The organism is Paenibacillus gorillae (assembly GCF_000513275.1).
GTDB lineage: Bacteria > Bacillota > Bacilli > Paenibacillales > Paenibacillaceae > Pristimantibacillus > Pristimantibacillus gorillae.
Map to the genome: position 1 here is coordinate 1 of NZ_CBVJ010000098.1, position 21,556 is coordinate 21,556.

The window sequence follows — 21,556 nt, forward strand, 5'->3', positions numbered from 1 at the left end:
GTTAGCGAATTTGCCTCACTGATGTGCCCCAGACTGAGGTACAGCGAACTTGGCTTCGCTATTTAGCGAACCCGCTTCGCTGTATAGCACCAGCACCTTACTTCCAACTCGCCATACTAGCGTGTAGAAACAAGCTAGGTTCGCTATTAACGAACCCAGCTTCTCATAAACTCACACTCCACCACGCAATGCTAGGCTAGACAAGCCCAGCATTGCTACCCTCCCGCCATTTCACTTACCTCTGCAGTTGCTCCAGTGCTGCTCGATACTTTTCCAGACGCTGGAGGTCTTCCGCAGATGGTTCCTTAATTCTGGACAGATCCATATTTTCTTGGATATCGGCAACCTTCACCATCCTAGCGATAGGATTGGCAGCGGCGCGAGCAACAAAGGAAGCATAGCTCTCACCCTCCTGCTTGGTAAGTCCCTGCACCGCCTCCACAATTTCTGCGGAAAAACCCAACTGGCGCAACTGCTCGAACGTCACATTACTGTCTTCAACGACGTCATGCAACACAGCTGCTATTTTCTCCTCCATCGTACTCACTCGGTTCATGACCGCGAGCGGATGCAAAATATAAGGCATACCGCCTTTGTCGGTTTGCCCTTTATGCGCCTGCAATGCAACGGAAATCGCTGTTTCAATATTCATCTTAACGATCAGCTCCTGCCCGAAATTACAATTCAATTAAAGCTAAAAGTTAGATATAGGCCATTGGTCCACAGTCATCGTTTTCGTAAAAGGAAGACCCATATAGTTGTACCTGATTGTTATTTGTTCAATTTTGTCTTCCGATTTGATCCGGATTCCATAGCCTATTGGGGTATCGGTTCTTCCCTTATATTTCTGAACCTCTTCCACGCTCAGCTTCGGGTGGATTTTCATCGCATCCATCGCAACGAATTTGATATTCGGATCCTCGTTCAGTCCGCTCCCTGCGACCGAATGCAGCGTATAGCTCACTATCAGCTGCACGTCTTGAGCAGGCCTCCATTTTCCGTTTACAGCCACTTCAGTCAGCTTAATATCCAAAAATCCATGATTAACCAATCCGATGATCAATGTCTGGCTGTCTGCAATCGTAGTTATGCCATCCGCTTTAAGCGGCCTTTGAGCAGCTGCAAAAAAGCCCAAGAACACGATGAGTACCACAAGACCAGCAATCGCGATCCACTTGCCCCTTTTCCTCAGCGTCCTCACCTCTCCGTCTTCCGCCTCTACTAAGCATCTAGCCAGCGTACTTCACTAATACCCGCTTCCAGTCTCCCCACGCCGTTAAATAGTTCGGCAAATCTTCCGGATGATGCCGCAGGCAAATGCCGATTCTGCAATAAAGCTGAAAAGCGACTTCTTCTATTAACTGCACGCGCTCCGCTCCGCCCCTCTCCAGCAGATCGTATGCCGCAAATAGCGTATCCTCATTAATGTCGTCGGGCGATGAACAAAAGGCATAGCAAAAATCATAGAGAACAGGCCCAGCCATCGGCGATGGATCAATAACGCCAACCAGGCTGTTGTCCCGGAATACAAAATTGTGAATACCGGTATCTCCATGCAGCAGGTAGCGTTCATCCAACTGAGCGTTGCTGTAGAGCTTTGGAATTAGCCCTTTTACGAAACGATGATCCTCTTCGGGCAAAACGTCAGCAATATTGGCTTTGCACTGTTCATAGCTAATTTCATTAAATTCCAGCCAAGATTCGCGCGGCCATTGGAACCTCCCCCACTGCTCATCCCCCGTGTAAGGCTCATATTTGTTCAACAGCTCCTTAACAAGCAGTGACAGCCAAGCCTTTTTAGATCCGCGATTGACATGGGTCGTGCCATCTTGAAAAGTATATAGCATATAATGGTTACCATCGTCCGTATAGAGAAGACGAGGCAATAACGATGTATCTTCATAAGTCGTTAAAAAACTGCTGACTAATTCCATCGATTCGGGATCATCAAACTTCAAAATATAACGGGCCTGATGGGCATCCTCCAACAAAAATACAAGTCCGTCGGTCGTTCCCTTCAACGGCTGCACGCTCGTTATAACCTCTACCTTGTTCAAACAACGCAGTTCTTCTATAATATCTTGAACTTCATTACTAATTAGCGGCATAAAATACTCCCTTCACGCATACCACAAAAGCTAATCTGAAGCTTCTGCGCCATCAACGTCATAAAATGCAATCCGGTTGCCAAACGGATCGGTCACAATACATTCCTCGCCGCCCCATGGCATCGGCTCCAAGCCCGGCCTGGAAAAGGAACGCTGCTGCGATATGAGCTCCTCATGCAGTTGCTTAATGCCATTAACCGCTATGCGTATAGCCGAACCTGGCGTGCAATCGCCGTAATGCTCGCTCAGATGCAGCTTAACCGCACCTTTTGAAATTTGGAGATACAAAGGGAAATCGGGCTCAAACCGATGCTCCCAATCGATTTGAAAACCTAAATAATCGATATAAAACTCCTTAGCCTTATCCTGATCGAATATGCGAAAAATCGGGATAATTTGTTCTAGCGACATCCCTGTCACCCTCCTTGTCGTTTTTCACCGTACGCCTTTTAACGAGATTAGCAACAATTAACTATTAAAAACGGAAAACCGCCAATTCTTCTCCCCATGGTGCAATCCCTTCTATTTCGAACCCTGCTCGTTGATATAGTCTTCTAGCGCCTTCATTGTACGGATGGTAGCCGATCCTAATGACGTCCGTTCTATCGACAGCGCTTCCGATTATCCTGATTACCTGCTTTATCGCCTCGGTGCCATAGCCCTTCCCCTGCTCGCTCTCATCAATCATAAACCGGTAAATCCAGTAGCTGCGATCATCCGGGTCGACGCCATACATGACAAAGCCGATTACGCAATCGTCGAGCCAGACTGCAGATGCTTTAAATCCAGGCAGAAATTGCAGCTCGGCAATCGAATATAAATTCGAAGCCATAAACGCTTGCTGCTCTTCCTTGAGCTTCAGCCCGATGCAATACTCCCAATTGGAGCGATTAATTTCTTCTAAACGAATAATAGCGGACTCCTCCTCTATGACAGAAAAGGCCGTCCGAGCCATTTCTGCCGCTCTATTGAATGTCACCTTGGAAAACTTGAATCAAGCCAATTTGAACTGCATGATGCATCACGCTGTTTGTCATACCTTTGCTCATACCTTTTGTCATACCGCACCACTCCTTTCTTCATCTCTTTCATCTTACCATCTCCTCCATAATTGGAAAACAATGCACTTAAAGCTTGAGGCTTTTGAGGCCCATTTGTCTTCATATCATCATTCTCCCCGCCATCTCCCCTTCAGCCGCATATAACCATCCGGTTAAAATAATAAAGACTGTCGAATCAGTCTCGACAGCCTATACCCGCGACGAATGCGGATTTGTGTTCCTATTCAATTAACAAGCCTCGAGCCAAGCGCTTCACGTCTAGACGGGCAGATAAATTTCGATTGCTCCTTCCCCTTGCTCAATCGCATTCAAGTCAGCCCAATACTCGAAATCGAAGGGGCGCAGGCTCGCGATTCCCTCATCACTGATGAGATCATACGTATCCCCAATGTCGGATTCAGCGCCAGTATGTATCACTTTCGCATAGGCGCCTGCCGGCAGCGTATAGCTAACCATGCCTTCAGGAAGATGACCAATTTCGCCAACCTCTACCGCGACGATGCTTTCGAACGGCGTATCCGGCGTCCATTCCTCATCTGAGTAAACCTGAACCAGATAAATACCGCTGTCAGTTTGCTTCTCAATATGGTGTCGCTGTGCTTTCAATTGTTCACGCAATTGTACAATAATGCCTTCTGCGAGATCCTGATTCAAGGAAACCGTGACCGTGTACCCGGCGAGCTTCGTCTCACTTCGTTCCAGCTGCTGCACAAGTTCTAGATTCATTCGTGAATTCCTCCCTTTTGGTCAGGAAGCTTCTAACGTCTCCGTGACCGCTTCTGTTATCGACATTTTGACCGGGCTGTAAAATCACCCTTCCTCTGCTTATTTCACAATGCCCTCGACATGCCTGCTCCATTGTACCAAATGGGGCGGCGTCTGTATGGACCAGCCAGCGAAATAACACCGTAAGAGGAGGAATAGTCTACTCCCTTCCCCACTCCTTATAGAGCAGGCGCAGCTCGTTAGCGGTTTGACGGGCGAATGTCTTGACCTTAGCTTCGGTGAAGAAGGCCGGCTCAATCATAGGCTCATTATGCCTATCTGCAAACCATTGCAGCTTGTCATCCCGATATTGCTCTACCTCCATCTTCGTCACGAACGGCTCGATCGCGAAGCCGGAGGCTTGCCGCAGTTGTTCAAGTGCCCCCGCTCCCCACATTTCATTCCGCAACAGGATAAACTCCAACTGACTAACCTCTTTGTAATAAGCACGTTTCGCTTCTTCACGCTCCCCTTGATATTCATTAGCGAAAGGGCTGTACAACGTCTGCGTCCATCTTATGTCAGTGTAGATGTGAGAGATGTAGCCCCGTACGAAATCTCTCCACTCCACATCAGTATTTTGCGCCCAATAGTACAAAAACCTTTCTTTAAGCCGCCCGATAGTCGAGAATTTGCCGTGCTCGAACAAATGCGTGAACTTTTTATCTTCGCGGGTAGACGCTTCCCTTCTATGTATAGCGTCTGGAGCTATGCTTCCTATTAAAAAATGAGGGGAAGGCTCACCTGCATATACTTCTGCTGCCACCGCAAAATGTACCATAGGCCAAGGCATCTATTAGTTCCTCCTTGAATTATCATTTATTTTCACATCCAAAATTGTCCATCCCTCTCATGACGCAAACGACCGCTATATTTGTTGCATATGCCGAATGCTGGCATCCTCTCATGTTATAATTATCCAAATAGAAGTGATCATTGAAAAGAGGTGAATACCCAAATTATGCATGAACAACATTATGGTAAGCTGGATGGCCCGCTGATGCTGTTTCTCCATGGCGGCGGCGTCAGCGGCTGGATGTGGGATGAACAAATCCGGCACTTTTCGCCTCATTATCATTGCGTCGTCCCCGACCTGCCGGAACACGGAAAAAGCCGGGAAGACTCCCCCTTTTCTATCAAAGCCAGTGCTGAGCATTTGCTGCGGCGGATCGAAGTCATCGAGGCAGGAAAACCAGTCATTATTATCGGATTCTCTCTAGGTGCTCAGATTGCGGTGCAAATGGTCAGCTTACGGCCGGACCTCATCAATTCCGCCATTATCAACAGCGCACTGGTTATCCCGATGCCTTCGATGAAACAATGGATTCCTCTTTCCGTCCGTCTAACCTTTCCACTCATCCGCAGCCGGACTTTCTCTAAGCTGCAGGCGAAATCACTTTATTTGAACAGCAAGCATTTTGACCAGTATTATGAGGAAAGCTGCCAGATGCAGCCGGAATCCCTTGTACGGGTACTGGAGGAAAATATGTCATTCGATATGCCGGCCGGTTTCCATCACGCTCAAACCAAGCTCCTAATAACCGTCGGGGAAAAAGAAAAAGCCGTTATGCAACAATCAGCAGCCGTTCTTGCCAAAGGCAACCCTCACTCTACCGGCGTCATTATACCGGATATCGGCCATGGCCTATCCCTGGCAAAGCCTGACTATTTCAATCTCATGATCGAGCAGTGGCTCCAAACCGGGCAAACTCCTCATAATAGCCAACTGATTACGTAAAAAAGCGCAAGATGCCGGACACGGCTTCTTGCGCTTTTTGATAAAGAATGTATATTAAGGCGTTTGAGGTCTGCTCAGTACCATACGGAAGTACGTCAGCGAGCAGATGATTGCCAGAATGACGACTAGCGTCAAGCCCCAGTAAATATTGCTGTAGGCATGTGCAAGCGTGAGGTTCTTCTGCCATACAAGAGCAGTGGCCGACACGGCTACGCCAAACGCGCCGCTGAAAAATTGAAGCAGCTGGAACAAGCCAAGTCCTGAACCAATCTGCTCAGGCTTCAATATCCGGGACATTTCATTGGATACGCTGCTGGTTAGAACAGTGAAGCTCGTGCTTAACAGCATGTAGATGAACAAGATCGCGAAGTAGGATACCCCTTCGAATAAGGCAAACAGAACGACCGCAGCAAGCAGCAGCAGTGGAGCGAAACGGATAATGGAGCTGTTGCCGTTGGAATCGATATAGCGGCCCACTTTACGGGAAACGAACACTGCGAGTATCGACCCCGGGAAAATAACAAGCCCCGCCTGAATGGCACTTAAGCCGTACTGCTTCACCAAAATTTGCGGCATAAGGAACAGTGTTGAAAAGCTGCACAGGTAAGCCGCAATACCGACGCCGCCCAATATCAAGTACGAACGATTCCGGAATAAGGACGGAAGCACGAAAGGATTTTTAGCCGAACGTATGCGTACAGCAAACAAAATAAGTGAAACGAGGCCAATAATGAGCGCCAGCCACGATTGGTTCGTCAGAAACAGCAGCAGTCCGGTTGTGCCTATGCTTAAGAATAACGCACCAAGTGCATCGAACGAGCCTTTTTGCGGGTGTTCCTTTGGAATGAGCGATACGAACAAAGGAATCAGCAGCAGCGTGACAGCTGTAACGACGAACAGCACATGCCAGCCCAAATATTCGACGATGGCTCCGCCTACGACAGGTCCGAGACCTAGTCCAAGGGATACCGAGGACATAATTAGCGCCATCGCCTTGCCCCGGCGTTCAAGCGGAATATACCTTGAGATGAGCACAAGTGAAAGAGCTGGAATTGCTCCCGCCCCCGAAGCTTGAAAAATGCGGACGATGAGAAGCATAATGAAGCTGTTGCTGAAAATACCGGCAATCGCCGCTAAGCTAAGCGATAAGATACCGATAATAAACAGCCTGCGGATTGGCACGAAGTCAGCCAATCGGCTGTAAGTAATGGATGAGATCGCGAATACGATCGAGTATCCTGTCACAATCCATGAAGTGGAGGAAGCGGATAAATGAAATAATTCCGCAACGTCCGGCAAAGCCAAATTAAACATCATCGTATTCATGATGACGAGTACAATCGTTAATCCTAACAAGCCGATGACCATGCCTTCTTTCATAGCTGCTTGCTCTGCCGGCTTATTGGCCTGACTTATAGTCTTGGCTGTCATGGGTTCTCCACCTCCGAAGTTCTTAAGTTCGATCATTATCGAACAATAGAATCATAGCACGCGTTATGTTATAATGCAATCATCCGTTTGAACTTTTTCAAAGGAGGCGTTCTATCTTGAAAATTTTACACCATCCCGACCGGGCAGACATCCATTTGTCCTCCGTATTATATGCATTAAGCGATCCTATACGCCTGTTTATTCTTTCCGAGCTGCGGCAGCACCAGGAAAAAAGCTGCGGTGATTTCGATGTCCCCGTTGCCAAGTCTACGTTTTCTCATCATACCCGGACCCTAAGGGAAGCCGGAGTAGTCAACGTACGCAGTCACGGTACCCAGCGCCTTGTATCCATTAGAACGGAGGACTTGGATTTCCGGTTTCCTGGCCTGCTCTCAGCGATATTGGATGCTTATGAGAATTCCGAAGAGAAGCAGCAAATGCTGCAAGGACTTCAACAGTAATACCCGTATTATGATCAAAAAGCATGCGGCAGGATTTGTCCTGTTCGCATGCTTTTTTCGTGAAACTAACATTATTCGGAGCTCGAACGCCCTATATTCTCAAGCTGCTGAAGCGGAATGCTTTCATCCGGCTCACCGTTAATTAATTCAGACACGGTAACGATTTTGAAGCCTCTCTTTTTTAACTCGGGCAAAATCGTGCGCAGTGCCGTTACCGTCTGCGTCGAGCTTGGCGTATAATCATGCAGCAGTACGATATCCCCGTTCCTTGCATTGCCCAGCACCTTCTTAACGATATTATTGACGCCCGGCTTTCTCCAGTCGTTTGTATCCTGGTGCCATGACCAAAGTACGGTCTGATACCCTAATTTTTTGGCTACTTGAATCGTATTATCATTATAGAATCCGCCCGGCGGCCGGAACAGAAACGGCTTTTTCCCCGTTAATTCAACGAGCAATTCCTCCGTTCTCACGATTTCATCTTCAATCGTATTCAAATTCGTATTGCCTCTGAAATAAATATGATTGAAAGTATGATTCGCGATTTCATGCCCTTCCTGCGCTTCCCTCCGCAATAGATCGGGATATTTACGAACCCGGTTGCCCAATACGAAAAAAGTTGCTTTCGCATCATATTCCTTCAATAAATCCAATATCGGCTCCGTTGTCTCGGGATAGGGGCCGTCATCGAACGTTAAAGCGATTTTCTTTTCGTTCAGAGGCACTTCCCATATGACCTCTCCTCTTTTTTCGTAAAAATAGCGGTCCTTTTTTTCCACAGGAGCCTGAAAGCCGCACAAAAGCACAAGGCTTAACGAAGCCAGTAGCCATTTCATTTTTATAGTCCCACCTATCCCTAACATTGTGACTATAAAATGCCCCAGCATCCTAACCGTTATTCGAGGCCAGTCTAGCCCATGCCCGAATCGGGAATGCGCTCATCCCTTTCATTTTCATCGGAGCGGCTGTGAAATAGAAGCCCTCAAGGGGTAATTGTCCCAAGTTCGTTAAGTTCTCGACGATCGGAATCGATGCGGCCAGCAAAATCGAATGAACCGGACGAAGCGGATCAGACGTATCGTCGATGTTATGGCTATCAATACCAACTAGCAGTGCGCCTTCTTCCTTCAAATAAGCAGCAGCATCCTCTGTTAGATAGGGATGATCCGTGAAATAATCCGGCTGTCCCCATGCTTGCCCGCGTCCTGTCTCAATTAATACAGCCCGGTTGCGGATTCCCAGCCCTTCTAATTGCTGACGAGTAATAGCCCGCTCTTTGAATTCGACGAGCCGAATGACGACGCCCTCGAGATCCGCAACAGCAGCGAGCGGCAAATCGGCTACATCAGCTGTCCCTTCATAGCGATGAGCGGGGCTGTCGATGGAGGTGCCCGAATTGGCAACCATCTCGATACGGCCAATGTTGAAAGCAACACCAGGCGCATATTTCCCCTTTGCCTCTTCAAAGCTTAAAAAATCAGATATTTGCGGTGCCGGCATTCCCGGATATGTGATATGGCCATGCTCAATTGTGTGGCTAAGATCAACAATTTGCTTTCCCATTTTACCCCTCCGAATGGTTTGTAATTAATAGATTAACTCCATTGTAGAGATATCTGTCGTTACCGATCAATACGGTTTTGTCTATCGTTGTTATAGATGTTCTTAATAATAGAAGCGAGATCTGCCAAATGTATTTTTTTGCACAAATTGGACAGTTTAACGAAACGGGTTTATTTCGAGCGGAATCGGGTGGGCAGCCATGGTCAAGAAAGCCGAGCTAAAGGATAACGGAATTTCCTTATACAACGAGCTAAAGCGAAATATTGATGAGGTCACCAAGGGCCTCGGACATAGTCCTGACCTGATTACACGCTACTTGCAAGTAAAGCTGGTCAATGATATGCCGCTGCAGGGCGCTATCCTTTATATGGACGGACTGTCGAACTCCACCGTTATGCTGCAATCGATATTTGCCGGAAGCGATGGCAGCTACCGCTGCAAATCCCCGGCTGAGCTATTGAACTATTGCAAGGAATCCGTCATTACAGAAGGCTCCGTACAGGATATCTTCACCTTCGATGATATGTATGACCTGCTCTTGACCGGAAACACGATCTTGCTGCTGGAAGGCTGCTCTCAAGCACTTGGCGTAGCTACACTGGATTTGAAGGCCCGCTCCGTCGAGGAACCCAATGTCCAATCGGTCGTACGCGGGCCGAGAGAAGGCTTTACCGAAGTACTTAGCTGGAATACCGCGATGATCCGGAGAAAAATCAACAGCCGGCATCTTTGGGTGGAGACACTCCAAATCGGAAGCGTTACTAAAACGAAAGTAGCAATCCTTTATATCGACAATATTGTTGCGGACAACGTGCTCCAGCAGGTTCGCGAGCGGCTGCAAAAAATTGATATCGACGGCATTCTGGAGAGCAATTACTTGGAGGAGCATATTCAGGACAAGAAATACTCCCCTTTCCCTACGATCTTCAACTCAGAGAGGCCGGATGTTATCGCAGCGGGACTGCTGGAAGGCCGGGTAGCGATAATGGTGGACGGCACCCCATTTGTACTGCTCGTGCCGGCCTTGTTCACACAGTTTTTTCAGTCCAGCGAAGACTATTACGAAAGATCAGATTTCAGCACACTGATCCGTTTGCTTCGTTTCGTTTCATTTTTCCTGGCAACGATCACGCCTTCCTTCTATATCGCCATTACGACTTTCCATCAGGAAATGCTGCCGACTACGCTGCTCTATAATTTAGCCAGTCAGCGGGAAGGCGTGCCCTTCCCGGCTTTTATTGAGGCGCTCATTATGGAAGTCACATTCGAGATTCTACGCGAAGCCAGCGTCCGCATGCCGAAAACAATTGGGCAATCGATCTCCATTGTAGGCACGCTTGTTGTGGGACAAGCAGCGGTGGAAGCTGGGCTGGTCAGCGCCGCCATGGTTATCGTCGTCTCGATTACCGCCATATCCAACTTTGTGCTGCCAGCCTTTAACTTAGGCATAGCCGCCCGTATCATCCGCTTCCTATTAATGATGCTGGCAGCTTCCTTTGGCTTATACGGCGTATTTATGGGTGTAATCGCAATCGTATTCCATCTATGCAGCCTCAACTCCTTCGGGGTGTCCTATATGGCGCCGCTGGCTCCCTTCAAAATGACTGATCAGAAGGATACGTTCTTTCGTTTTCCGATTCCTAGACTCATTACGAGGCCAAAGAGCCTCAAGCCCAAACAGCTCGTTAGGCAGAAAAAAGTGATGAGCCGCATCAGGAGCATTGTCCGGTTCCTCCTCGTCATTCTTGTTGTCACCTGTTGTGCCGGATTACTATCATCTTGCTGGAGCCGTCATGAGCTGAATGACATCAGTATCGTCGTTGGTCTTGGTATTGATAAAAAGGGAGAGAAATACAAAGTAAGCGCGCAAATCGTCAATCCTAGCCAAGTCAGTACTCGGCAGGGCGGCAATAAAAACTTTAGCCCCGTCATCACCTATGACGCTATCGGCGCTACGGTTCCGGAGGCGCTTAGCCGAATGACAGTAAAGGCTGCCCGTCAGCTTTATTATTCACATTTGCGGATTTTAATTATCGGGGAAGAGGTTGCACGGACGGGAATCAGCAAGCCGCTCGATTTTATCGCTAGAAACAGAGAAATGAGAACTGACTTCTATCTTGTCGTAGCTAAAAATACGACGGCGGCAAAAATACTGGAAACCTACAGCCCGATGGACCCGATTCCTTCCAACAGCTTATTCATGAAGCTGGAGACATCAGATAAGCTATGGGCTGCTACTGGAAAAATCACGCTTGACCAGCTCATTCAAGACTTGTCCAAGCAGGGCAAAGCACCCTCCTTGACAGCTCTTGAAGTTGCAGGAAAGTCAAGGGGCGACAATTATACGGAGGCTAATTATATCGATCCTACCGTTACCTTAAAATACGCCGGAATGGCTGCTTTCAAATTCGACACGATGACAGGCTGGATGAATGAGAGCGATACAAAGGTGCTCAATTACCTCCAGAACAACATTGTGCAAACGACCGGTGTCTTGGATTGTCCCGATGATCACGGCATGATTACCTTTCAGATCGTCAATTCGCATGCCGCTATTCACGTTAGCTATAAAGAAGGAAAGCCGGTCTTTGATGTGCTGTTGAAAACCGAACAAGACATCAGGGATGTCGGCTGTGAATTGGACATCTCTAAACCCGCCAATCTGAAAATGCTGGAGAAGCTAGGAGAAAAGGAATTCGAGAAGCTGCTGGAGCGTTCTATCCGTAAAGCGCAAAAGGAGCTTAAAGTGGATATATACGGGTTCGGCGATGTGCTGCATCGGGCCTATCCGAAGAAGTGGCGCTTAATCGAGGATTGGAACAAAACTTTTGAAAATGCAGAAATTCATGTACGGTCTTTAGTTACGATTCGGAGAATCGGTACAACGGTAGATTCCCTAGAGAACCAAACTAGGTGAGGAGGCGGGGAAATTGTGGCTGTGGGCAGGCATAATCGGTGTTTGGCTTTGGTCGGGGATGAAGGACATCCCCCCGCTTATTAAGGCGCAGCAATGGAAAGCCTTAATGCTTCACCTTCTGTTAGCGGCCGTTTTTACAGCGGGAAGTCTTACGTATATCTACTTAAATGATCCGCCAAACCCGCTGCTGTGGATTGATGCGGTGTTCTCTCCTTACTCTAAAGCGATTTACAGCCTACTCTCTTGAAAGGAGGCCCTGCCCTGCCATGACACCAACTCCTATACTTAACGTTCGTACGTTTACGATACTCGTAATATTTTTCATGATTGGCACCTCCATCCTTATTACTCCCGCAGGGCTTGCCTATGAAGCCAAACAAGATGCTTGGATCGCCGCCATCCTCGGCGTTCTGCTTGATGCTATGCTGGCATACTTGTATGTTGCGCTCGGCGAGCGTTTCGGACAAAAAACATTGATCCAGCTCTGTATCTCTGCATTCGGCAAATGGATCGGCGCCTTGTTCGCTTTGAGTTATATTGTTTTTTTCCTCTTATTAGCTTCTCTTATGGTAGGTGATCTCGGCTTTTTTATGACGACACAAATTATGCCGGAAACGCCGATTGAAATTTTGCAAATCTTGTTTGTCATTATCGTCGTTGCCGTTATTAGAGGCGGGATGACCGTCTATTCAAGAGCAGCCGAAATTTTTCTCCCGCTGATGATTTTCATGTTCGGCCTGCTCATTTTATCCATGATTCATATTGTGGACTACCGGAATTTCCAGCCTATATTGGAGTTTGGTGTAAAGCCGGTTATCAAAGGAGGGTATTCCTTCTACGGCTTGCAGGAAACTGTCGTTCTTCTGATGCTCTATCCATACGTCAAACGAACAGGCAACCGCAGAAATGCGTTTGTAGGCGGCGTGCTGATCGGCGGTCTCGTTCTCATCATAACGACAGCTTGCTGCATTGGCGTAATGAGCTATGCGGTGACGTCGAACCAGCTGTATCCCGCCTACGTATTGGCCAAAAAGATAAGCATCGGGCATTTCCTCGAACGGATTGAAGGCGTCATGATGTTTATATGGATCATTTCGATCATCATCAAAGTTGTTATTACGTTTGATGCCGCCGTCATCGGAACAGCCCAGCTGTGCAAGCTCAAAGAGTCCAAACCGATCGTCGTCCCTATGGGCTTCAGCCTTGTCGTGATTGCTTTACTGTGCTACCCCAATACGATCTTCATCAAAGACTTTTTGTCCAGAAACTGGTCCCCTTTTGCAACCATGTTTATGGTGTTTGTACCGCTGCTGCTTCTGCTTGTACTGTCGTTAAGGAAGGTGATTAGCGGCAAGCTATGATGGCTTCCGATGGCCGCATTCAGGCAGATCAATGATTAGACTGCTGAGCAGCTGCGGCTGACAGCAAGCTTTTCCCCAGCAGCCATACGGCGAGTCCCGTCGCCCATAAAATAAGAGCAGAGCCTAGGCCAATTATCGCCATATAGGCGATCACTTCATGGCCGTCTATGATAATATTTTCCGAGAAGCTAAGCCACGTCAGGATCGGAAGCAGGCATAACAGAGCTCCCGTTACGTAGTAGAGCCGCACTTGAAACAGGGGCGCCAACGGAAAAAAATGAATGCCGACGATGATCGCAATTATTCCGGGAATAAGCTCTGCTCGGCCCAACAAGTTGCATAGGATGCTGGAAATAAAGATGGCAACACCTTCACCTGCGAAAATAAAGAAAAACTTCTTCCCCATTTTGCTTACTCTGGGATCGGATTTCGAGCCTTGATTCGTTAGCTTTTTGGAAGCGCTTATAAGCCAGCTTGCACTTAGAAATAAAGCCAGACCGATAGCAATAGCTATACTAAGCAGCAATGAGGTACCCCATCCTTGCAAACCCATCACGCCGGTATAAGCCCAGAATGTACCGAAAAAAGCCATAAAAATGACGCCAGACGCTGTTCCCCGAATCGCCGCTCCAGGTATGCTGCTCGTCGTATTGTCCATCTTAACGCTCCTTCTCAACCTGATAATGAACTCCGTTTATCTTATGACAAAAATTGAAAAATAGAAAAAAGGACAGTATGAACCTTTCCTTAGGTTGTACTGTCCTCTTCTGCATTGGCGCATACTATCCAACGCTAGATCAGCTCTGCCAATGCCTCCAGCAGAATCTGATTCTCTTCTTCCGTACCGACGGAAATACGTACATGCTGATGCAGTCCCCAGCCTTTGGCTGCCCGGATAATAATGCCTCGTTCAAGCAGTTGGTTATAGATGCGGTCCGTATCTGCTCCCAGCTCTACCAGCACGTAATTTGCCATACTCTCCGTGTAAGAGATATTCAGCTCCCTCAATCCGCTATACAACTGCTCACGGCCTGCCTCATTCATTGCACGCGAAGCTTCGATATGCTCATAGTCGGTCAAAGCGGCTTTAGCCCCTGCTTGTGCAAGCGCGTTAACGTTAAACGGCTCCTTCACCTTCAACAGCGTGGTGATGAGGCTCTCCGGCGCGATTCCGAAGCCGACGCGAATGCCGGCTAGACCGTATATTTTCGAAAAGGTATTCAGCGCCAGCAGCGGATAGCCCTCGCGAATCAATTCCACACCGTCCGAATAATCGGAAGCTGTGGCGTAATGCCGGTAAGCGGTGTCGATGACGACGAGCACTCTTGCCGGAAGGCGATCCAGCAGACGGCGAAGCTCCGGTTCCGGCAAATACGTGCCGGTCGGATTATTAGGCGAGCACAAGTAGAGTAGCTTCGTCTTGCCCGTCACTGCCGCAAGCAAGCTGTCGGCGTTGTAGCTGTATTTTTCGTCAAAAGGAACTTTCACGACTGCTCCGCTCATGAGGTGAGCGCCAAATGCGTATTCGCTAAACGTTGGCTCGGGCACGATAATTTCATCGCCTTCCTCTAAATACGCCTGCGAGATGAGCATTATGAGCTCGTCACCGCCGTTAGTGACGATAAATTGGTTGTCTGAGAGGTCATATTGACGGACTAACTCGCTAATCAAGCCAGAGGACCGCTCATCCGGGTAGCGGTGCAGCTCCGTTAACGCTTCTTGCATCGCCTTCACCGCTTTGGGTGAAGGGCCTAGTGAATTCTCATTGGATGCAAGCTTAACTACCCGCTCCACCCCATATTCCCGCTGTACCTCCCAAATGGGCTTGCCGGCTGTATAGGGCTTCAACTGCTCCAACGCCCGCCGCGGCTTCACTTGCTCGGGTTCCGTATTCGAGTTATTGTTCATTCTAATGCCTCCCCTATGTACAACATTTTAAATTTAGTATACACCTTTTGACGAATGGCGGGCGAGGATAAGGCTCGGGGCTAGCTTTAACTATTTACCGTTCGAATTGAGATAATCATCCGCTGCTGTATCCTCGTATTGGATATTGGACAGACGGCTCATCTTCCATTTTCTAAATAGAGAAGTGAGCGAGGGCTTTTGTTTAGCTCTATTTAATCAAGTTTGGATAACGTCTCGATGGTCAGCAGAAGCTTACCGACAAATCCGGGTTTTCCCCATACGATGAATCTGCTCTTCTTCTCTTCCTGAAGATAAAAGTACTGGAACTTGGCTTTTCCCCGCTCCGGGTCATCGGCATTTAGCAATTGGATTAGCTCCTGAGAAATCAATGCCGCTTTGGTTCCGTCAATGTAGCAATCAATGATCGAACAGACCTGATAGGTTCCGTCAATTTCAGACGTACCTTTGCCCAAATACTCATCGACATGCTGCAGAGACTCTTCATGCAGCTGTTGCACTTTTTTGCCCATAAACCGATTCAGCTCCTCTTCAGTGACTCGCCATTCCCCGCCGACCTTCATCGCGCCTAGCTTGCCCTCATGAATGTATCTTCGAACAGTTCTCGCATGCATATCCAGCAGCTCAGCCAAATCATCGATTTTGTACACCCCAATCTCCTCCAATTCATTCCATTTAAGGAGATTGTAACGCCAAAATGACCTCCCGTCTAGACAAAAGGTCATAATATGTATCAATATGTGACTATTCGGACATACAGATCTATTTAACCGATTAAATACCGGATGATTTCCCTATTCACTTGCCCGGACTGTTCATGATTAATGGCATGTCCCGCTTGCGGAATGATTTTATAGTTCAACCGATTTTCCTCTAGCTTAGCTATGGCCTTCGGGTAGTGGCTTAGCCTATCCTGATCGCCAATTAAGAACAGCGTCTTATCTCGAATGGTTGCAAGCTGCTCGGGTTGAAAAATCGTTATTTTATGCTGCATCATCGATTGGTTGTTGAAATGCTTCAGCAAGTAATACCAATGCTGCATGAGCTCCTTGTTGTTTTCAAAAACGGCATAGTTCGGCCCGCTTAGCTTTCGGAGCAGCCGTTTGCAGCTGGATTCCGTAGGGAATAAGGCTTCGGGCAGAAAAGCTGTCATCATTTTGCCCATAACCTCGAACTGGCTGCCGGGAACCAGTCCCGCCATGCAGACGATTTTACCCGCCCGGGACGGACGCATAATGCCGTAATGATAAGCCAAATAAGCGCCATACGACACACCTGCGATATCCACTTGACGGATCACCAGCGCATCCAGCACTTCATCCAGCCACACGGCCTGATCAAATTGTTTCTTATACGTGGGATTCGGCTCGCTTTTTCCCGAACCGCCTATCGCATCAACAGCTATTACATAAAATTTCTCGGACAGCTGCTGAATATTGTAGATCCACATCATCGCTGAATTATCTGCCGTACCGTGCAGCAGCAGCAAAGGAGGGTTCCCCGGTGATCCGGCTGTAATGATATGCGTGTTTCCGTACACGGTCGGAATATCGATTTCTTCATAGGCTGCTCCCCATGCTGCCAACAATTTATTGTACGATTCATAGATGAGCTCACGGCCCCGCTCGGACTTATACCTTGGCATCATGAATGATTATCTCCCTTTCCTAGCAATGGCAGCTATGTAAAACCGTTATAAAAGTAGCACATCGATAATATGATGAAATCTCAAGCTGCGTTCATCCCATTCCGCAACGCCGTAGCCTTCCTTAACTGCCGCGATCTCTTCCGAACGACCCGTGTACACCGTCAGACTCTTCGTTAAATAATAAATATCGTAATACGGATCTGAAATGCCAGCACCGCCCACATCAATAAAAGCGGATACCACTCCTCCGTGAATCATAACATTACCCGAGCCGTAGTCGCCGTGGGTAAATACCAGCTTCGCAGGCTTGTTTTTCTCCAAAAAGTCAATTAAATGCTCGATCGTCTCCCCCGGAAAGGAACGGCTTGCGGCCGCTATCGCTTCCTCTTTCTGATGCAGGAGGTTTTCTTTCACCATGTTAATCAATTTATCAGGCAAAAAATCATCAAACGGACAGTCTGCAGCATCCAGTTGATGCAGTCCCCTTAACCCGTCCCCCAGCAGCCAGCCCAAGCGATATGTACGGATTGATAATGCCAGCCCTGATGTATAGGAATAGCTGCTGTCACGGTCTCATCGGCCCTCAACATACTAGCAGGTATAGGTAAAGAAAATTTGCTCTCTAGCACACAATCGCCTCAATTCTCACTTCCCGCTGTCTTTTTGCAGCAGCTCTTTAATTTCCCTGATCTCTTTCAATAATTGTTTCGTATATTGCGTATTTTTGGAAGAATCTATTCCGACGCGAACCCCCAGAGCGATAATAAAGAACGCTACAACTGCAAAAAAGATATATTCCATATCGATTCCTCCTATGAAAAAACGACTCTTGCCCCAGATAATCTATTTATCCTAGAGGCAGAGTCGTATGATGTCGTTATAGTGCAGGGATGTATTTCATTGTATCAAACATCAGAGTAAAAATGTTCCTTATTTAACAATTTGCCAATTATAAAATCAAGCGAAGCACCATCACTGAAACAATTCCAACTACTACGGTTCCGAGCAGGCTGCGGGTAAATATAGCCATCGCAAAAGTCGGGAGTGCAGCCAGCAGCTCTACTTTATTTTGAAAAAGACCATGATCTGCTGTCATTAATTGTTCCCCGACCAACGCCGCCATGACGGCTATCGGGATATAATTCAGCCAACGCATGGCCCAGTCTGGTATATTCATGCGGCTAAGCACCATAAGCGGAACTACCCTTGGAATTAAAGTGACCAGAGCCGCGCCGATAATGATCAGCAGCACACCCCCTCTTACTTCCACTTTTCCACCACCAATCCCAATGTTGCGGCAATAACGGTTGCAGCAATAACAGCTACGCTTCCGGACAGCACAAAGCTTGCCCCGATTACAAGAACAACCGCACTGCATGCCACAAACAGATCTTTGCGAATTTTTCCGCGGCTCATAACTTGAGTAACAAGAAGCCCTATGAACATGGCAGGCAAAGCAAAATGCAAACCATATTTCTCAGGGTTTGTAATCCACTGCCCGAAAAAAGCTCCGGCTACCGTTGCTGCAATCCAATTGAGATAAGCCGTCACATTAAGCCCGTTCATCCATTTCGCGCTAATTGCTGCTTTTTTGGCCGTCTGATTGACAGCAACGCCGAATGTCTCATCCGTGAGCAAAGAGCCGATTATCATCGTCTTTAACGGGGTTAATTGGCGAAAATAAGGCGACAACGCTGCGCTCAGCAGCACATGGCGAAGATTTACAATGAATACCGTTGCGATAATCGCAATCGCCGAGCCTTGTGCCGCCAGCATTCCCGCGACGATAAATTGGGCAGAACCGGCATAGATCAGTAAAGACATAAGCGTAACTTCCATAACACTCAAACCTGAAGTATGACCGACAACGCCTGCAGCAAATCCTATACTTAAATATCCCAGCAAAGTTGGAATGCAGTCTTTCACACCCTGGAGGAAGGTATCCTCGGGTTCTGCTGCTTCATGTGCATGTGCATGTGCCGGGATATGATTTTTATGAGCTTCCAAGCCTTTAACTCCTCTCCTATTTCCATCGCATTAGCCCGGATAATGAATCGTAAGCATGCATTTGACCGTTGTATTTCCCGAATTCCGATAGGTATGCGGTTTGTCCGCCTGAAAATGAATGGTGCTGTCTTCGTTCACGACAAATAGCTCTTCCTCAATCAGCAGCTCCAACGTCCCTTCGGTTACCGATAGATATTCTTCTACGCCTTCATGATGGGGCTCCGACTCATGGCTGCATTGCGGGTCGATTTCCAATGCGTAGATTTCGAACTGCTTCTTCGGATCGAAAGGGAATAAAGGGTACACGCGATATTTCCCTTCGTTCTCTGTCAGCGCCTCGACGTTTCCTTTGGACATAAGAGTAACCGGCGTCGACTCCTCTTTGAGCAAGGAGGAAAAGGAGACACGCAGTCCGTTCGCGATTTTCCAGAGCGTTGTGATCGTAGGATTGGTCTCGCCCCGCTCAATTTGACCTAGCATCGCTTTGCTAACCCCTGTCAGTTCAGCAGCCTGGTCTAAGCTGAGCTTCCGGTCCTTCCTGATCCTTAATACATTTTTGCTGATGCTAATATTAATGGGATGCACGATAGTCCTCCTGTTCTCACGTCCAATGTGTGCGTTATAATATATTTTTGTTTATTATATCATACAAAGCAGACGGAAAAATATCTTGTTCTATTTGATGCGAAAAAAAGGAATACCGATTACAATAGCACAGCCTCAGGCTAACCATATAGAAAGGACGGTAACTTAAGCTTGCTATACACAGATTCACTACGCGTTCTGGTTCATGCTGCTATTCTCGATTCCATTGACTGCATCGCTTTCATGAGGCTCAATGGATAGAATCATCAAAAAATCATCCTGAACTCAGAAAGCTCCACTCACCCGAATGAAGCTATGCTTACATAATAAAAAAGAGCAGAACGGTTCGCTAAAGCGAACCCGTTTGCTCTTTTCACATTATAGTCATTTCAGTTGATTAGAAGTTCCCCAATGAAGCTCCGGATGTCGTGGCATAAGTAGAGTGAAGCGTGACTTTGTATGTTCCCGCCGGCTGGCCATAGGCCAGATTATACCAGCCTCCCGTCGTTTGCGAAGGGTTAAGATTTACGCTAGTGCTTGCTACAAATACGTCCCCCGAAGCCGTTACGCGATACAGATCCATATACATGGTCGTGGAAAACGCATAGCTTGAGTTGTATAAAGCCGCACCTACTCTGATGTTCCCTGCGTTCAGATTTGCCGTCCATGAATTGGAGAAGCCAGGAGAGGTAGCGTTAATTGTTGAAGAAGCCGACTGTCCTGTATTATTTTTGGCGACAATTTTAATCGTATAGGCCGTGCTAATCGAGCCTGAAATCGTGTAGGATGTATTTGTCGTGTTGGCCACAAACACATTATCCTTGTAAATGTCATAGTTGGTTGCGTTTGTCGAAGTCCATGAAAGATTAATATTGTAGTAAGGGCTGGTTGTATAAGTAATTACCGGAGCAGTTGGAGCCGGATCACAGCCTAATGTAGTTGCGGATGTCGATGTGCTGCTATACCCGCTCTGGCCGCTGACAACATTGAAATTATACGTCGTGCAAGGGCTAAGCCCCGTAACATTGATACCATTCCCCGCCATCGTGGAATAAAAGGCCCCGTCCTTATAAACATGAACATAATTCTCTCCGGACTGAAGCGTCCACAACAGTGTCAATGAGTTGGATGTAACATTCGTTACGTAAGCTCCTGTCGCAGCATTAGCTGACATCGCCGGAATAAGCAGCATAAGGGCAATCAAAGCAACCAGCCATTTTTTCAATTTCAAAATACACACTTCCTTCTCCATTTGAGTTTTCAATCCGCTTACGCACTGCCCTTCAATCTGGTTAACTTGTGTCTGTCATCTTCCTCCTTTAACCGCCCGCTTTTCTTACAAAATCAGGTTATCATTTACATTTAAAGTAAACAATTCTTCCTATTAAACTCGATAAAAAAACACATTATCATCTTAGAAATACGCTCTGAATTATTAGCAGCAGCTCGGTTTGCTGAAGCGAGTCCGTCTGCTCTCTACTGTGTTGTCATCATGGGGCACGCATCGGCGTTTTGCCAAAATAAAAGAACCCTTATTTCCTAAAGGGTTCCGGCTGCTTAAGTATGGTGGGTTGAACTGGGGCGAAACTGTGACCCCTACCCTGTCAAGATAGTGCTCTCACGCTCGAATAGGGATATCAAAAGGTAAAACTGCATGCTAATATCCAGATTTTAGTCGTTATTTCGCTTCAAAATGTAAATGTGCATTTTGATCGGCTCGAATAGCCTCTCTAGGTCGAAATGGAGCAATTTCAAATGCACTTTTACATTTTGATCGTTGTTTTGAAGCTTTTCAGGCTAAACAAAATGCACATTTGCATTTTGAAGCAGATATCGAAACTTTGCAGCATAGAGCTTATTCTCTGCTGATTTAACGATTCTACGTTGGATATTTCCAACGTAGGGCGCATTCTTTGCTGCTTTACCGCTTCTACGTTGGATATTTCCAACGTAGGGCGCATTTTTTGCTGCTTTACCGCTTCTAC

26 protein-coding genes are annotated in these 21,556 nt (G+C 47.3%); 5 read left to right on the forward strand and 21 right to left on the reverse strand.

Annotated features, from left to right (window positions below):
- Window positions 1-235 precede the first annotated feature (235 nt).
- The 7 genes from TY10_RS18110 to TY10_RS18140 all read right to left on the reverse strand — a co-directional run bounded on the left by TY10_RS18110 (window position 236) and on the right by TY10_RS18140 (window position 4,727).
- The gene (locus TY10_RS18110) at window positions 236-652 is read right to left on the reverse strand and encodes an HD domain-containing protein (protein WP_042166471.1); all 417 of its coding nucleotides are present in this window, start codon (window positions 650-652) and stop codon (window positions 236-238) included.
- A 42-nt stretch (window positions 653-694) separates the two neighbouring features.
- The gene (locus tag TY10_RS18115) at window positions 695-1,201 is read right to left on the reverse strand and encodes a hypothetical protein (RefSeq protein ID WP_042166474.1); all 507 of its coding nucleotides are present in this window, start codon (window positions 1,199-1,201) and stop codon (window positions 695-697) included.
- 28 nt (window positions 1,202-1,229) lie between these two features.
- Window positions 1,230-2,108, reverse strand: a complete 879-nt coding sequence (locus TY10_RS18120; protein WP_042166476.1) for a phosphotransferase — start codon at window positions 2,106-2,108, stop codon at window positions 1,230-1,232.
- Between the two features lie 30 nt (window positions 2,109-2,138).
- Window positions 2,139-2,528: a glyoxalase superfamily protein gene (locus TY10_RS18125; RefSeq protein WP_337588369.1), complete on the reverse strand. Its 390-nt coding sequence runs from the start codon at window positions 2,526-2,528 to the stop codon at window positions 2,139-2,141.
- Between the two features lie 55 nt (window positions 2,529-2,583).
- Window positions 2,584-3,063, reverse strand: a complete 480-nt coding sequence (locus TY10_RS18130; protein ID WP_081735354.1) for a GNAT family N-acetyltransferase — start codon at window positions 3,061-3,063, stop codon at window positions 2,584-2,586.
- Between the two features lie 364 nt (window positions 3,064-3,427).
- On the reverse strand, window positions 3,428-3,895 hold the full coding sequence (locus TY10_RS18135; protein WP_042166482.1) for a GyrI-like domain-containing protein: 468 nt from the start codon (window positions 3,893-3,895) through the stop codon (window positions 3,428-3,430).
- Window positions 3,896-4,094: 199 nt separating this feature from the next.
- On the reverse strand, window positions 4,095-4,727 hold the full coding sequence (locus tag TY10_RS18140; RefSeq protein WP_042166484.1) for a hypothetical protein: 633 nt from the start codon (window positions 4,725-4,727) through the stop codon (window positions 4,095-4,097).
- Window positions 4,728-4,895: 168 nt separating this feature from the next.
- Between TY10_RS18140 and TY10_RS18145 the strand changes: the two genes are divergently transcribed.
- Window positions 4,896-5,672, forward strand: coding sequence for an alpha/beta fold hydrolase (locus TY10_RS18145; protein ID WP_042166487.1), 777 nt, complete (start codon window positions 4,896-4,898; stop codon window positions 5,670-5,672).
- Between the two features lie 54 nt (window positions 5,673-5,726).
- Here TY10_RS18145 and TY10_RS18150 read toward each other — a convergent pair whose 3' ends face one another.
- Window positions 5,727-7,103, reverse strand: coding sequence for an MFS transporter (locus TY10_RS18150; RefSeq protein ID WP_042166490.1), 1,377 nt, complete (start codon window positions 7,101-7,103; stop codon window positions 5,727-5,729).
- 116 nt (window positions 7,104-7,219) lie between these two features.
- Between TY10_RS18150 and TY10_RS18155 the strand changes: the two genes are divergently transcribed.
- Window positions 7,220-7,564 (forward strand): ArsR/SmtB family transcription factor, encoded by a 345-nt coding sequence (locus TY10_RS18155; RefSeq protein ID WP_042166492.1) that lies wholly within the window; start codon window positions 7,220-7,222, stop codon window positions 7,562-7,564.
- A 71-nt stretch (window positions 7,565-7,635) separates the two neighbouring features.
- On the opposite strand, the gene TY10_RS18160 is transcribed toward TY10_RS18155, so the two are convergent.
- Both TY10_RS18160 and TY10_RS18165 read right to left on the reverse strand, forming a co-directional pair.
- Window positions 7,636-8,400 (reverse strand): polysaccharide deacetylase family protein, encoded by a 765-nt coding sequence (locus TY10_RS18160; RefSeq protein WP_042166495.1) that lies wholly within the window; start codon window positions 8,398-8,400, stop codon window positions 7,636-7,638.
- A 52-nt stretch (window positions 8,401-8,452) separates the two neighbouring features.
- Window positions 8,453-9,127 carry a cyclase family protein gene (locus TY10_RS18165; RefSeq protein WP_042166498.1) on the reverse strand — a complete coding sequence of 225 codons (675 nt, stop codon included), beginning with the start codon at window positions 9,125-9,127 and terminating at the stop codon, window positions 8,453-8,455.
- Window positions 9,128-9,326: 199 nt separating this feature from the next.
- Here TY10_RS18165 and TY10_RS30790 point away from each other — a divergent pair, with 199 nt between their 5' ends.
- The 3 genes from TY10_RS30790 to TY10_RS18180 are packed head-to-tail and all read left to right on the forward strand — an operon-like array spanning window position 9,327 to window position 13,405.
- Window positions 9,327-12,044 carry a Ger(x)C family spore germination protein gene (locus TY10_RS30790; protein ID WP_063510449.1) on the forward strand — a complete coding sequence of 906 codons (2,718 nt, stop codon included), beginning with the start codon at window positions 9,327-9,329 and terminating at the stop codon, window positions 12,042-12,044.
- A 13-nt stretch (window positions 12,045-12,057) separates the two neighbouring features.
- Entirely contained in the window at window positions 12,058-12,291 is a 234-nt protein-coding gene (locus TY10_RS30530) for a hypothetical protein (protein WP_042166500.1), read from the forward strand.
- Window positions 12,292-12,310: 19 nt separating this feature from the next.
- Window positions 12,311-13,405: a GerAB/ArcD/ProY family transporter gene (locus TY10_RS18180; RefSeq protein ID WP_042166502.1), complete on the forward strand. Its 1,095-nt coding sequence runs from the start codon at window positions 12,311-12,313 to the stop codon at window positions 13,403-13,405.
- A 28-nt stretch (window positions 13,406-13,433) separates the two neighbouring features.
- On the opposite strand, the gene TY10_RS18185 is transcribed toward TY10_RS18180, so the two are convergent.
- The 11 genes from TY10_RS18185 to TY10_RS31700 all read right to left on the reverse strand — a co-directional run.
- The gene (locus tag TY10_RS18185) at window positions 13,434-14,063 is read right to left on the reverse strand and encodes a hypothetical protein (protein WP_042166505.1); all 630 of its coding nucleotides are present in this window, start codon (window positions 14,061-14,063) and stop codon (window positions 13,434-13,436) included.
- A gap of 134 nt (window positions 14,064-14,197) precedes the next feature.
- Window positions 14,198-15,313: a histidinol-phosphate transaminase gene (gene hisC, locus TY10_RS18190; protein ID WP_042166508.1), complete on the reverse strand. Its 1,116-nt coding sequence runs from the start codon at window positions 15,311-15,313 to the stop codon at window positions 14,198-14,200.
- Between the two features lie 212 nt (window positions 15,314-15,525).
- Complete coding sequence (locus TY10_RS18195) at window positions 15,526-15,981, reverse strand: helix-turn-helix domain-containing protein (protein ID WP_052350627.1); 456 nt, start codon at window positions 15,979-15,981, stop codon at window positions 15,526-15,528.
- 116 nt (window positions 15,982-16,097) lie between these two features.
- Window positions 16,098-16,979 (reverse strand): alpha/beta fold hydrolase, encoded by an 882-nt coding sequence (locus TY10_RS18200; protein ID WP_238327774.1) that lies wholly within the window; start codon window positions 16,977-16,979, stop codon window positions 16,098-16,100.
- Window positions 16,980-17,024: 45 nt separating this feature from the next.
- On the reverse strand, window positions 17,025-17,492 hold the full coding sequence (locus TY10_RS18205) for an aminoglycoside phosphotransferase APH(3') (RefSeq protein ID WP_042166514.1): 468 nt from the start codon (window positions 17,490-17,492) through the stop codon (window positions 17,025-17,027).
- A gap of 132 nt (window positions 17,493-17,624) precedes the next feature.
- The gene (locus TY10_RS31075) at window positions 17,625-17,780 is read right to left on the reverse strand and encodes a hypothetical protein (RefSeq protein WP_202903204.1); all 156 of its coding nucleotides are present in this window, start codon (window positions 17,778-17,780) and stop codon (window positions 17,625-17,627) included.
- A 148-nt stretch (window positions 17,781-17,928) separates the two neighbouring features.
- Window positions 17,929-18,249 carry an AzlD domain-containing protein gene (locus TY10_RS18210; RefSeq protein WP_042166517.1) on the reverse strand — a complete coding sequence of 107 codons (321 nt, stop codon included), beginning with the start codon at window positions 18,247-18,249 and terminating at the stop codon, window positions 17,929-17,931.
- Window positions 18,240-18,986, reverse strand: a complete 747-nt coding sequence (locus tag TY10_RS18215) for an AzlC family ABC transporter permease (RefSeq protein ID WP_420329420.1) — start codon at window positions 18,984-18,986, stop codon at window positions 18,240-18,242. The genes TY10_RS18210 and TY10_RS18215 overlap by 10 nt, the downstream gene beginning before the upstream one ends.
- 30 nt (window positions 18,987-19,016) lie before the next feature.
- Window positions 19,017-19,571, reverse strand: coding sequence for a helix-turn-helix domain-containing protein (locus tag TY10_RS18220; protein ID WP_042166519.1), 555 nt, complete (start codon window positions 19,569-19,571; stop codon window positions 19,017-19,019).
- A 397-nt stretch (window positions 19,572-19,968) separates the two neighbouring features.
- The gene (locus TY10_RS18225) at window positions 19,969-20,802 is read right to left on the reverse strand and encodes a fibronectin type III domain-containing protein (RefSeq protein ID WP_042166521.1); all 834 of its coding nucleotides are present in this window, start codon (window positions 20,800-20,802) and stop codon (window positions 19,969-19,971) included.
- 566 nt (window positions 20,803-21,368) lie between these two features.
- A partial coding sequence (locus TY10_RS31700) for a hypothetical protein (RefSeq protein ID WP_238327775.1) occupies window positions 21,369-21,556 on the reverse strand: 188 nt, incomplete at its 5' end.